11 protein-coding genes are annotated in these 13,047 nt (G+C 54.7%); 5 read left to right on the forward strand and 6 right to left on the reverse strand.

All coding sequences use genetic code 11. The features are described 5' to 3' along the window. The first annotated feature begins 6 nt into the window (after window positions 1–6). Complete coding sequence (locus VSR74_RS17150; protein WP_347795829.1) at window positions 7–633, forward strand: response regulator transcription factor; 627 nt, start codon at window positions 7–9, stop codon at window positions 631–633. On the opposite strand, the gene VSR74_RS17155 is transcribed toward VSR74_RS17150, so the two are convergent. Further along, entirely contained in the window at window positions 589–1,065 is a 477-nt protein-coding gene (locus VSR74_RS17155; RefSeq protein ID WP_347795830.1) for a lysozyme, read from the reverse strand. The genes VSR74_RS17150 and VSR74_RS17155 overlap by 45 nt on opposite strands. A gap of 193 nt (window positions 1,066–1,258) precedes the next feature. Here VSR74_RS17155 and VSR74_RS17160 point away from each other — a divergent pair, with 193 nt between their 5' ends. Continuing rightward, window positions 1,259–2,839, forward strand: coding sequence for an STY4199 family HEPN domain-containing protein (locus VSR74_RS17160; protein ID WP_347795831.1), 1,581 nt, complete (start codon window positions 1,259–1,261; stop codon window positions 2,837–2,839). Between the two features lie 26 nt (window positions 2,840–2,865). Here VSR74_RS17160 and VSR74_RS17165 read toward each other — a convergent pair whose 3' ends face one another. The 4 genes from VSR74_RS17165 to VSR74_RS17180 form a co-directional block, all read right to left on the reverse strand. Next, on the reverse strand, window positions 2,866–4,515 hold the full coding sequence (locus VSR74_RS17165; protein WP_347795832.1) for an alpha,alpha-trehalase: 1,650 nt from the start codon (window positions 4,513–4,515) through the stop codon (window positions 2,866–2,868). A 228-nt stretch (window positions 4,516–4,743) separates the two neighbouring features. Further along, window positions 4,744–5,574 (reverse strand): SdiA-regulated domain-containing protein, encoded by an 831-nt coding sequence (locus VSR74_RS17170; RefSeq protein ID WP_347795833.1) that lies wholly within the window; start codon window positions 5,572–5,574, stop codon window positions 4,744–4,746. A 74-nt stretch (window positions 5,575–5,648) separates the two neighbouring features. Then, entirely contained in the window at window positions 5,649–7,001 is a 1,353-nt protein-coding gene (gorA, locus tag VSR74_RS17175) for a glutathione-disulfide reductase (RefSeq protein ID WP_347795834.1), read from the reverse strand. 101 nt (window positions 7,002–7,102) lie between these two features. Beyond that, complete coding sequence (locus tag VSR74_RS17180) at window positions 7,103–7,945, reverse strand: 23S rRNA (adenine(2030)-N(6))-methyltransferase RlmJ (protein ID WP_347795835.1); 843 nt, start codon at window positions 7,943–7,945, stop codon at window positions 7,103–7,105. Between the two features lie 231 nt (window positions 7,946–8,176). On the opposite strand from VSR74_RS17180, the gene prlC reads away from it, so the two are divergent. Both prlC and rsmJ read left to right on the forward strand, forming a co-directional pair. Continuing rightward, window positions 8,177–10,219 carry an oligopeptidase A gene (gene prlC / locus VSR74_RS17185; protein ID WP_347795836.1) on the forward strand — a complete coding sequence of 681 codons (2,043 nt, stop codon included), beginning with the start codon at window positions 8,177–8,179 and terminating at the stop codon, window positions 10,217–10,219. A gap of 7 nt (window positions 10,220–10,226) precedes the next feature. Further along, window positions 10,227–10,979, forward strand: coding sequence for a 16S rRNA (guanine(1516)-N(2))-methyltransferase RsmJ (rsmJ, locus tag VSR74_RS17190; RefSeq protein ID WP_347795837.1), 753 nt, complete (start codon window positions 10,227–10,229; stop codon window positions 10,977–10,979). Window positions 10,980–11,092: 113 nt separating this feature from the next. Here rsmJ and VSR74_RS17195 read toward each other — a convergent pair whose 3' ends face one another. Then, entirely contained in the window at window positions 11,093–12,295 is a 1,203-nt protein-coding gene (locus VSR74_RS17195; RefSeq protein ID WP_347795838.1) for an NAD(P)/FAD-dependent oxidoreductase, read from the reverse strand. A 219-nt stretch (window positions 12,296–12,514) separates the two neighbouring features. Here VSR74_RS17195 and VSR74_RS17200 point away from each other — a divergent pair, with 219 nt between their 5' ends. Further along, window positions 12,515–13,018, forward strand: a complete 504-nt coding sequence (locus tag VSR74_RS17200) for an RrF2 family transcriptional regulator (protein WP_347795839.1) — start codon at window positions 12,515–12,517, stop codon at window positions 13,016–13,018. Window positions 13,019–13,047 lie beyond the last annotated feature (29 nt).

Genomic DNA, 13,047 nt, shown 5'->3' on the forward strand with positions numbered 1-13,047 from the left:
ATCAGTATGCAGGTAATCATGTTTGACAGGCAGTCGATATTTATTCATGGAATGAAGATCAGTTTGCAGGAAAATATTCCTGAAATAGATATTTACCCCGTAAGTCAGGCAGATGAACTGTGGCGACGGTTGCTGGAATATCCGGATGCGTTACTTATTCTGGATGGCGACATGGATAAATCGTTTTGCAGTTGGTTGTTACAGGAAAAAGCGCAGCAGTTTCCGTTTTCATATACGGTTATTGTGACGAGCGATTGCCAGCAGGGCTGGTTGAGGGAGTCTCTGGCCTGGAATGTGCAGGCGATTGTTCCACGCCATGAGAGCGTAGAGACGTTTGTTCAGGCGATTAACAGCGCTGCCTGCGGTTTAATGTGCCTTCCAGGAGACTGGTCGTTTGGCTATGAAAGCGAGCGGCGCGGCCTGGATATGTTAAGCCATCGTCAGCGTGAAATTCTGGAACTGCTGGCAAACGGCGAGTCGAATAAAGAGATTAGCCGAACGTTGAACATCAGCGCCGGAACGGTGAAAGCGCATCTTGAATCGCTGTACCGGCGTCTGGATGTGAAAAATCGTACACAGGCCGCAATGTTATTCGGCGCCTGTGAGCTTTCCATCCAAAGCTATTCCGAATAACGTGCATTCGGCCTGACGCTGTATGTTCAGGCCGTTGCCCCGTATTCCATTCATCTCAATATCTGCCTGCCAGAGCGCCATCGCCTCCGGGAATCGCCGCTGATTGATTAGCCTGAGTATTGCCGATCCGGCGAGTGTCTGTGGCCCGATACTCAGCGCGAGAGAGACCAGCGCATCGTACTGGCTTTGGGTTAATTGCACCTGAAGCTCATGTTTCAGCATCTCCTGGCAAGCGTGAATATCTTCTACCAGCAGCGTCTGTGCCTGTTGGCGGCTCAGCGGCAGCACGAAGGTTTCATTTTCCTGTATCAGATGGCCATAACCCACCACCCACAGATGACATTCATCCAGGTAAGGTTCGGCAGAAAACCCCTGGAATAGTTTGATAAACGATAACCCTTCCGGGCTGATCTGTTGGGCGGTGTTTGCCATTTTTTCCTCACTTAGTCAATTGGTTAGCGAGTGTAGAGGAAGTGTGGTAACGCGCCTATTCGCCAGATGGCCTGGGTCAAATACGCAAGCCAGTGCGGCCGTATCAACAATATATTTCATTACCTGCGAGTTTTGCTGCAACAATAGAATGAAAGGTTAATCGTGAGCTGCAAGCTGTTGGTTAAGGACGTGGATGATGCCTACCCCATCGCATCAATTATTTGAACACTGCCTGAGCGTTATCCGCCAGGCGTCTGTTGAGATCCTTAATTTACTCGACCAGCGCGTCGGGGAAGGAAAGGAGCCTCGCTGGTTTCTGGAGCAACTGGATCAGGCCAGATTAAACCTTGGCGGCTGGGCGAGCGTTGCCAAAAAGCTCAACCTTAATGATGCGGAACTCAGCGAATTTACCTTACAGCTCCGTCATTTGCAGAAGCTCGTGCCGCGCTATGAGCGGGGTCAGCCGGTGACGGATAATCAACTCATCGCTGCGGCGAGAATGGTTGTCGCGCTGGAGCTTGTGCGCCAGCGGCAGCCGCTTCTGACCTTCGGCAGCGATTCCGCGGCGGACGCCGAGCAGCTTGAAGCTCTGGCGCTACGGCAACTACGGATGATTCAGTTGGCGCTGGCAGCGCTTGTGCGGCAGGTCTGGCCGGAGACGACCCGCCTGCATAATCATCTCAAACTCCAGTTTGGCGCAGAGCGCGTCCGTCGCTGGCTGTCGCGCAGCGAAGGGGGCGACATTCTCAGTGGTATGCAGTTCAGCGAGCTGGCGCTGTTGGTGATTGATAAGAAAGCGTTCTCAAGGGACTATTCGTCGCTGTTTTACAGCCAGACCAACCTGACGCTTCTCGCCGAGCCACGTCTGACGCTGCACGCCTTTCTGGAGGATATTCGCCAGATTCGCGCGGCGGTTGTTGGCAAACGGGCCATCTCCTCTACGGCATTTCTGTTGCTGGATATTTATGCCCGACAGATTGCCACGCCTTTACAGCGAGCCTATGAGCAGGGGAGAACACTGGTGAATCCGGCCAGTCTGATGTCGGCCGACGGGAATGTGGTGCAACATTTCTGGGATGAACAACGTGACTTTTCCCGCCTCTACGGCGCGGATGATGAGCCTGTTCACGATGCCATTGAGCGGATGCGCAAAGGGCCAACGCGAACGCCGGAAGCGCGGGAGCGATTAATCTCGACGGGATTATGGGCCGCTGTGGGCGTGATGGTACTGGTGATGGTGGTTGGGGGAATCTGGATGTTCAATTCTTCTCCTGTTACCACCCCGGCCAGCGCATCGGCGACACCTGCGCCCGGCATAGAAGCCCCGTCGCGAGATTCGCCGCGCACACAACTGGCGAATCGCGGCATTAACTGGGATATCAACGGATTGCGGTCGGCTATCGATCGTAACGACGCTGAAGTTGTGCAGCTATTCATGCGTGGGGGAATGGAGTGGCAGCTCGCCTGGACCGAGCAGGCACTGTCAGCGCAGCATGACGAGGTGATCGCGCTGCTGTTACGCTATCGTCTGCAAATGGATGAGCCGAAACCATGTCGACGCTTTATCACCACGCTCGGTCATGCGCTTGCCGGGGGCGAACCCTTAAGCGGAGAGCGCAAGGATATTTTGCAGACGTTCTGCACCCGGCCTGCCGTTGTGGATGCTCAGCGGCTGGAGGTGGAGAAAGCCAGCCGCCGCGCCAGCGCACAGCCAACAGCGCACAACACGCAGTGGCTGAAGATACAAAGCGATATCTACGCGGTAATTAAGTAGATACGGGGGAGAACCATCAGCAGAGACTACGGTTCGCCGTAAAGGCCAATCAACCGACGTACCACGCCGTTAGTCCAGCCGAAACCATCCTGCAATGGATACTCCCCGCCGCCCCCTTCGCGCGGTGTGCCCTCGGCAATATGGTATTTCTCAATTAACTTGTGGTGGTCGCGATAGAAGTGATTCACGGTTTCCAGCCAGTTATGAGCAATTTCATTGCCCAGCACATCGTGACCATAGAGTTTAAACCCCTGGATCGCCATCCACTGTAGCGGCGCCCAGCCGTTGGGGTAATCCCACTGTTCACCGCTTTCGTACTCGGTTGCCAGGATACCGCGCGGCGTAAGCAGGCGTGCACGTATGGCCAGCGCCAGCCTGTCCGCCTGCTCATGGGTCGCCATGCCGACATACAGCGGAACGACGCTGGCGGCGGAAAACAGCGCCAGTTGTTCGCGCCGCCAGTCATAGTCGCGAAATACACCGCACTCTTCATCCCAAAGGTAGTGCGACACCGCAGCCCGACGGGCGCTGGCTTTCTGTTTAAATAGCGCCTGAGTCTCTTTATCTCCCTTCAACCCGGAAAGATTCGCGATGGTATTTTCCAGTTTGAACAGAAAGGCGTTCAAATCGATGGGAATAAACTGGGTGGTTCGAATGCTCGCCAGCCGGGTGGTATCGCGCAGCCAGCGTGAGGAGTAGTCCCAGCCGGAAGCCGCACCCGCGCGCAAATCGCGATAAACTTCGTTTGGCGGGCGTCCTGAATGTTTGGCGGTTTCGACGTCCTCAATCCACGACTCGTCACGCGGCGTATCACGATCGTCCCAGTAGCGGTTGAGCAGGGAGCCATCCGGCATGCGCACGACGTGGCGATAGGCCTGATTGGGGATCAGCGATTCCGCACCGTCCATCCAGAAGCTGTACTCCATCTTCAGATGGTCGAGATAACGTTTGGCACCGCGCACGCCATCCTCTTCGAACAGCTCAACCATCAGCGCGAAGACCGGCGGCTGAGAGCGGCTCAGGTAGTAGGTGCGATTACCGTTAGGAATGTGGCCGTAGCGTTCAATCATCCACGCGAAATTGTCCGCCATACATTTGAGCAGGTCTTCGCGCCCGCTCTCTGCCAACCCCAGCATGGTGAAGTAGGAGTCCCAGTAATAGGTCTCACTAAACCGTCCGCCGGGTACGATATAGGACTGCGGCAGCGCCAGCAGCGATGAGCCGGGAATGTGATCCTGCGGTTCGCGGGTCAGCACCGGCCAGAGCGTATCGATGTGCTCTTTCAGGGATTTATCCGGGTCTGACATGTACTCGCTGTCGTGCGTCTCGGGAAGCCAGAAATTCTCTTCGACAAATCGTCGCAGGTCGAACCCAGGCTTACGTTTAATGCGGCGGTAGTGGATCAGGATATCCAGCGGATCCTTTTTCGGCGCACAGTCGGGGAAGGTTTTGCTATCGCGAAAGATATGCGCGCGTTGCACATTCTCGAATAGCTCCAGATAACGATCGGCAGGCGTCAGGGCATCGGAGGCGGGCAGGCCCTCGATAACTTCCGGCTCCGGTTCGGCATCAAGCATTTCATCCAGTTTTAATTCGAACGGATCCGCCTCGTAGCACAGTTCGACTTCTATCGCTAAGGCCTCGGACTCTTCGTTACGTATTTTCTGGTTGAACATAGTGCAGGCAACCTCCGGTGGGCGTCATTTTACATCCCGGTTTTACCCGGCCATCTATAAAGCGTAGACATTCGCTTCGGTTACGGGGGAACAAAGTGTGCGGTAGATCACGGTTTATAATGAGGTGGTGGAGAGTATTATTTTTCAGGTTGATGAAAAATAACAAAAAAATAAAATCCCGGTCGCTGGCGCTTGCGGGATTTTCAGAACAATCGATTGTAACGGATTTTATCGCTGGCTGAATTTATAAAACAGATTCGGTTCGCTGACGATATACAAATTACCACGGCCGTCGGTGGCGATACCTTCCGGCTGCGGAATAGAGCGAGCCAGGCCGTAGTGACCCGCTTTAAGCTGCATAAATTTCAGTTTATGCTCTTTATCAACAACAACGACTTTCTGTGAAATATCGGAAAGAATATAGAGGTCAGACGTCGAGCCATCGAAATCCATTCCTGAGATATCCCGGACATACCAGGAGAGCATTAATTCATTGAGCGGGTTTTTCCCTGTTTTAAATGCCCCTTCGTCATCTAAAATATTAAAAATCCGAATGGGCTTTTTTTCTTGCGCCGTCACCATGCGGGAGAGTTCTGGTTTCCAGGCTAATCCCTCAACGCCGCTGTTTTTCTTTTTGGCTTGAATGTCCGGGCGGTAGGTTTCGGCGTGGCTAATATCTATTTTTTGCGTTGCATCGGTAATGGTGATAATCGCCAGCGTACCGCTCTTTTCTTTGGAGAGATAAAAACGTTGATTGCCGATGTACTCGATGGCCTCAAGGTCTGCGGGTTTATCTGTTTCGATGCGGCGTAGTACTTTGCCGTCAGCGGCGAGTTCAAGAATTAACGACGGCGCATCGGTGACGGCGAACAGTGTTTGTGTGTCATGATTCCAGGTAAGGCCAGATAATCCACCGTGTAAATCAGGAATTTGTTTTGCATCTATCGTAACACGATAGTTATCTATTCGTGGGTAGTTTGTAATGTAGTAATAGAAAGAAAAAATACAAACAATGAAAATAATAAAGAGGGGAAATATTTTGGTTTTTTTATTCTTCATAAACCCACAGTGAATTAACGGAAGAGTAAGATATCCCCTACATGATGCCATGCAGGGGATTGCGCTAACGATATTTAGCGCATAGTAACAAACTCTTCCGCCGCTGTCGGGTGAATTGCCACGGTATTATCGAAATCTTTTTTGGTCGCGCCCATTTTTAACGCCACGGCGAATCCCTGAAGGATTTCATCCATACCAAAACCGATACCATGAATACCGACAATTTTCTCTTCCGCGCCGACGCACACCAGCTTCATCCGGCAAGGCTGACGGTGAGAGGTGACGGCGGTATACATTGCCGTGAAGGAGGATTTGTAAACCTTCACCGCGTCGTCGCCATACTGCTCACGGGCCTGCGGCTCGGTTAAACCGACGGTGCCGATGGGCGGGTGGCTAAAGACCACCGTCGGGATGTTGCTGTAATCCAGATGCTCATCCGGTTTGTTGTTAAACAGGCGCTCGGAAAGACGACGGCCTGCGGCAACCGCTACCGGGGTCAGTTCAACGGCACCCGTGTTGTCACCGACGGCGTAAATGCCCGGAACGTTAGTGTTCTGGAATTTATCAACAACGATATAGCCTTTATCGTTGGTTTTCACGCCTGTCGCCGCCAGGTTGAAGTTGTCGTTTGCCGGTTCACGACCAATTGCCCAGATCAGGCAGTCGACCGTCTGGCTGCGGCCATCTTCCAGTTCAATGGTCAGGCTGCCATCGGCATTTTTCACCACGGCTTTCGGAATCGCTTCGGTGTGCAGCGTCGGGCCTTCTGCGTTCATCACTTCGACCAGCGTCTCGACAATTAGCGGGTCGAAGGTGCGCAGCGGCGCGTGTTTGCGCACAAACAGGTGCGTTTCTGCGCCCAGACCGTTAATCACGCCCGCCAGTTCCACAGCGATATAGCCCGCACCGACCACTGCAACGCGTTTCGGCAGCGCTGGCAGTGCGAAGAAACCGTCAGAATCGATACCGTATTCCACGCCCGGAATATCCGGATGGCTCGGACGGCCGCCGGTGGCGATCAGGATATGATCGGCAGTGATCGTTTCCCCGTTCACTTCCACGGTTTTCGCATCAATAAAGCGGGCAAAGCCTTTAATGACGTCGACTTTATTTTTCGCCAGGCCGTTGTCATAGGAGGTATGAATACGGTCAATATAGGCGGTACGGCTGGCAATCAGTTTATCCCAGTCGAAGTGGTTGATGGTGGTATCAAAACCGTAGTCCGGGCCGTACATGTGGATGGCTTCGCGGATTTGCGCGGCATGCCACATCACTTTTTTCGGCACGCAACCGACGTTAACGCAGGTGCCGCCCAGCTCTTTGGCTTCAATTAGCGCGCACTTCTGGCCGTACATGGCCGCACGGTTGATTGAGGCGATGCCGCCGCTGCCGCCGCCGATAGCGATATAGTCGTAATGTTTGCTCATGACCGCTCCTTCCTGTTCATTGTCGGGCGAGGGCAGTGGCCCTTCGCCAAAAGATCCGCGATTGTATACCTGAAACTGATAGATTCTGGCTATGTCTGCGATTACTCGGGCACGATCCAGCTTACGGTTGCGTGGCCAATACCGGTCGGAACCAGTTTTTTGTGCAGCCATGGCAGCACATTATTCATCTGCTGTTCCAGCTTCCACGGCGGGTTGATGACAATCATGCCAGATGCTGTCATGCCGCGCTGATCGCTGTCCGGGCGTACCGCCAGCTCGATTTGCAGAATTTTGCGGATGCCGGTCGCTTCCAGGTCTTTGATCATGCGCTTGATTTGCGCGCGCAGTACCACCGGATACCACAGGGCGTAAGTTCCGGTCGCAAAACGTTTATAGCCTTCGTGAATGCCCGTCACCACCGCCTGATAGTCAGTTTTAATCTCATATGGCGGGTCGATAAGCACCAGGCCGCGGCGGGAGGCTGGCGGCAGTTTGGATTTCAGTTGCTGATAGCCATCGGCTTTTTCGACGCGCGCACGGTTGTCTTTCTGGAACTCAGAACGCAGCAACGGGAAATCGCTGGGGTGCAGTTCGGTCATCTGCAGGCTGTCTTGCTCGCGCAGGAGCTGGCGGGCAATCAGCGGCGAACCCGGGTAGTAACGCAACTGTCCGCTGCGGTTGAAGTGGTTTACCACGCTGATGTAGGGCTCCAGCTCAGCGGGCAGGTCGTCCTGCTGCCAGATGCGGGCGATACCTTCCAGATACTCACCGGTACGCTCGGCGTGCTCACTGCTTAACTGGTAACGGCCCGCGCCCGCATGGGTGTCCAGGTAGAGAAACGGTTTTTCTTTCTCTTTCAGTGATTCAATAATCAGGCTCTGAACGGTGTGTTTAAGGACGTCGGCGTGGTTGCCAGCGTGAAAGCTGTGGCGATAACTGAGCATGGGTAAAGGGGTTCCGCTAAGTAAAACATGGGCCCGTTACCGGGCAATAAAAAAGCATATCCGAACAGTATACCGAAAAGTCGTCGTTGCCGCGAAAGCGCAACGCTTATCATTGAAATTCACTACACTTAACCCCATGCTACGTATATTACATGCCGGACAGGGCGATAGCCGCCACCCGACAAAAACGCGCTTAAGCGTTGGTTTCCCTTTTTAACCAGGACTGTGCATATGACGAATCCATTACTGACTCCCTTCGAATTGCCGCCGTTTTCCGCTATCAAACCAGAGCACGTTGTTCCCGCTGTCACTAAAGCGCTGAACGACTGCCGTGAAAATGTGGAACGTGTGGTAGCGCAGGGCGCACCGTACTCCTGGGAAAACTTGTGCCAACCGCTGGCAGAAGTGGATGATGTGCTGGGGCGTATCTTCTCGCCGGTGAGCCATCTGAACTCGGTAAAAAACAGCCCGGAACTGCGCGAAGCTTACGAACAGACTTTGCCGCTGTTGTCTGAATACAGCACCTGGGTCGGTCAACATGAAGGGCTATACAAAGCCTATCGCGACCTGCGCGACGGCGATAACTACGCCACGCTCTCTACCGCACAGAAAAAAGCGGTTGATAACGCACTGCGTGACTTCGAACTCTCCGGTATCGGTCTGCCAAAAGAGAAACAGCAGCGCTATGGCGAAATCGCCACCCGCCTTTCTGAGCTCGGCAACATCTATAGCAACAACGTACTGGATGCCACCATGGGCTGGACGAAGCAGGTAAGCGATGAAGCTGAACTCTCCGGCATGCCGGAAAGCGCGCTGGCTGCGGCTAAAGCGCAGGCTGAAGCTAAAGAGCTGGACGGTTATCTGCTGACTCTGGATATCCCGAGCTATCTTCCGGTGATGACCTACTGCGACAACCAGGCGCTGCGCGAAGAGATGTATCGTGCTTACAGCACCCGCGCCTCCGATCAGGGCCCGAATGCCGGTAAATGGGATAACAGCCCGGTGATGGCGGAGATCCTCGCTCTGCGTCATGAACTGGCACGGTTGCTGGGCTTCGAAAGCTACGCCTTCAAATCACTGGCCACCAAAATGGCGGAAAACCCACAGCAGGTGCTGGAATTTTTAACTGACCTCGCCAAACGCGCGCGTCCGCAAGGTGAAAAAGAGCTGGCGCAACTGCGCGCCTTCGCCAAAGCGGAATTTGGCGTTGATGATCTGCAACCGTGGGATATCGCGTACTACAGCGAAAAACAGAAACAGCACCTCTACAGCATCAGCGACGAGCAACTGCGCCCGTACTTCCCGGAAAACAAAGCCGTTAACGGCCTGTTTGAAGTGGTGAAACGCATTTATGGCATTACCGCGAAAGAGCGTAAAGATGTCGACGTCTGGAGCCCGGAAGTTCGCTTCTTCGAGCTTTATGATGAAAACAACGAACTGCGTGGGAGCTTCTACCTCGACCTGTACGCGCGTGAACACAAACGTGGCGGGGCCTGGATGGACGACTGTGTCGGCCAGATGCGTAAACTCGATGGCTCGCTGCAAAAACCGGTCGCTTACCTGACCTGTAACTTTAACCGTCCGGTGAACGGCAAACCGGCGCTGTTCACCCATGATGAAGTGATTACCCTGTTCCACGAATTTGGCCATGGCCTGCACCACATGCTGACCCGCATCGAAACTGCGGGTGTTTCCGGTATTAACGGTGTGCCGTGGGATGCTGTCGAACTGCCAAGCCAGTTTATGGAAAACTGGTGCTGGGAGCCGGATGCGCTGGCGTTTATCTCCGGCCACTACGAAACCGGTGAACCGCTGCCGAAAGAACTGCTGGATAAAATGCTGGCGGCGAAGAACTACCAGGCTGCGCTGTTTATTCTGCGCCAACTGGAGTTCGGCCTGTTCGATTTCCGTCTGCATGCGGAATTTAACCCGGAACAGGGGGCGAAAATCCTCGAAACCCTGGCAGAAATCAAAAAACAGGTCGCCGTGGTGCCGGGGCCGTCGTGGGGTCGCTTCCCGCATGCCTTCAGCCACATCTTTGCCGGCGGCTATGCGGCGGGCTACTACAGCTATCTGTGGGCCGACGTGCTGGCGGCGGATGCGTTCTCCCGCTTTGAAGAAGAGGGGATTTTCAACCGTGACACCGGGCAGTCGTTCCTTGATAACATCCTGACCCGCGGTGGTTCTGAAGAGCCGATGGCGCTGTTCAAACGCTTCCGTGGCCGTGAACCGCAGCTTGACGCGATGCTGGAGCACTACGGGATCAAAGGCTAATCGGTCAGTGAAAATCTGCTTAATTGATGAAACGGGCGCCGGAGACGGCGCCTTATCTGTTCTTGCCGCCCGCTGGGGGCTGGAGCACGATGAAGACAACCTGATGGCGCTGGTGTTAACGCCGGAGCATCTGGAACTGCGTAAGCGCGATGAACCGAAGCTTGGCGGCATCTTCGTGGATTTTGTCGGCGGTGCGATGGCGCACCGGCGCAAGTTCGGCGGCGGTCGCGGCGAAGCGGTGGCGAAAGCGGTGGGTATTAAGGGGAGCTACCTGCCGGACGTGGTGGATGCCACGGCGGGACTGGGACGTGATGCCTTTGTGCTGGCTTCCGTTGGCTGCCATGTGCGGATGCTGGAGCGCAACCCGGTGGTTGCGGCGCTGCTCGACGATGGCCTGGCGCGCGGCTACGCTGACCCGGAAATCGGCGGCTGGTTGCAGGAGCGGTTGCAGTTGATCCACGCCTCGAGCCTGACGTCGCTTGCGGACATCACCCCGCGCCCGCAGGTGGTTTATCTCGACCCCATGTTTCCGCACAAGCAGAAAAGCGCGCTGGTGAAAAAAGAGATGCGCGTGTTTCAGTCGCTTGTGGGGCCGGATCTTGATGCGGATGGGCTGCTGGAGCCCGCCCGTTTGCTGGCGACAAAACGGGTGGTGGTGAAGCGGCCCGATTACGCCCCGCCGCTCGCGGATGTGGCGACAACCAATGCGGTGGTCACGAAGGGCCATCGGTTTGATATTTATGCGGGGACGGCGGCGTAGGGGCGTGCGGCCTGATGCCCTCACCCTAACCCTCTCCCACAGGGAGAGGGAACCGATGGTGCCAATGGTGAAGGTTGTGCGGTTTTCTCCCTCTCCCTGTGGGTGAGGGGCCTCTACACAAACGGCGCGTATGGATCCGCCATCTCAAACGCCGCTGCTCTTTCTGCTTTTGGCGGGTAAATGAGTTCGCTGACAATCGACACCTTCAGCTTTTTCGCCTCTTCGCGCGTCAGTTTTACCTGCTGATCCCAACCTTCCGTATACACCGCGCCCCAGGCGCCGAGATCCAGGCAGGTGACGTACATCTCCTGGCGATACGGTGATGGCTCAACGTTCAGCAGACTCGCCGCCGCGTTGTTCCCGGCGAATTTACCCAGCAGGATCGCGTGCTGGCAGGTCATCAGCGCGTGGTTGCCTTTGTCATCTGTCGCGGCACAAGCCACGTCTCCGGTGGCGTAGATCTCTTCATGGCCTTCAACCTGAAGGTTTGCATTCACATGCAGACGCCCCTGGCGATCGCGCGGGGCGTTAATTTGTGTTGTCAGATCGCTGGCCTGAACACCCACAGTCCAGATCACCGTCGAAGAGGTAATGCTCCGGCCGTCTTTAAGGGTTACACCGCCAGCGTCTACTGACTCCACTTCGGCGTTCACCATCCACTCAACACCCAGTTCGTTAGAGGCGCTAACGATCACGTTACGCAGTTCTTCACTGTAGCGCGCACCCGGCTGTGCGCCGCGTTCAACTACGACTACTCTGGTCTTAGCATTTGAGCCCAGAATGTCACGCAGCCTGCCTGGCAGTTCCATCGCCATCTCAATACCGGTGAAGCCGCCGCCGCAGACCACGACCGTATTGCGCGCTTCGCTTTCCGGTTTATCGGCCAGCGAGTGCAGATGCTTCTCTAACTCAGCAGCGCTTTCCAGTTGATCGAGATCGAAGGCATGTGCCTGAACGCCCGGGACAAATGAACGGTTCAGGTGGCTGCCGCTCGCCAGAATCAGACGATCATAACGATGCTGGTGGGTTTTACCTTCAGCGTCTTGCCAGCTCACACTGCGTGTGTCGCTATGAATCGTTGACACCGTACCATGCAGGAATTTTACGCCGGTGATGTCGAACAGCGGCATCAGCGGGGAGACCAGCGTTTCCACGTTATTTTCATAAAAACGCGGGCGCACACGCAACTCCGGTTGTGGGGCAATGACAGTAATATCAATGGCCTGGCTATCATTTTTATCCGCCAGGCGCGCCGCGCTGAGGGCTGCCCACATTCCGGCGAAGCCGGCGCCGACGATCAAAATTTGTTTACGCATCGCTCTTTCACTCTGTTCATGTTGATTTATTTACTCGGATTTTATTTGTCGTAGTATAAAAAGACAATGAGAAAAATGGATGCTGCACTGGTTTTGTGGTTATCGTATTGATTAATTGGTATTTGTTTTTTATCAAACGTAAGCGGGAAAGGAAGTGTCTGGATTGCTGAGGGCAAAATAGCTACAATAACTCAGAGTTATTTTGGCTGAGATTAAAACATGGCATTTTACAGTTCCGGGGTTGAATACGGCATCCATAGCCTGATGTGTATGGTAGACAGCAAAGGCGACGCCCGGGATATGAGTGTGCGCGAAATTGCTGAGCTGCAAAGCGTACCCTATGACTACCTGGCCAAAATCTTCACCCGCCTGTCAAAAGCCGGGCTGGTGCGTAGCATCGAAGGTAAAGGCGGTGGATTTCAACTGGCGAAACCCGCGGAGCACATCACGGTGAAAGACGTGGCGATGGCTATCGACGGCGAGAAACGCATCTTTGAATGCCGCGAGATCCGCCAGCGGCTGGCAGTGTTTGATGAGCAGCCGCCAGAGTGGGCCTGTGAAGGTATTTGCGGCGTGCGTTCGGTAATGGACATGGCGCAGCAGCGTATGGAAGAGGCGCTGGCCCAGCATACTATTCTCGACCTCGCCCGTAAGATGTACCGCAAAGCGCCGGATGAGTTTGTTATTGAGGTGCAGGAGTGGATAGCCGCGCGTAAAGCGTAGCGAAATGGCAGGCATCAGGCTTACAAAAA

The sequence above is a fragment of the Pseudocitrobacter cyperus genome (assembly GCF_039889165.1).
GTDB lineage: Bacteria > Pseudomonadota > Gammaproteobacteria > Enterobacterales > Enterobacteriaceae > Pseudocitrobacter > Pseudocitrobacter cyperus.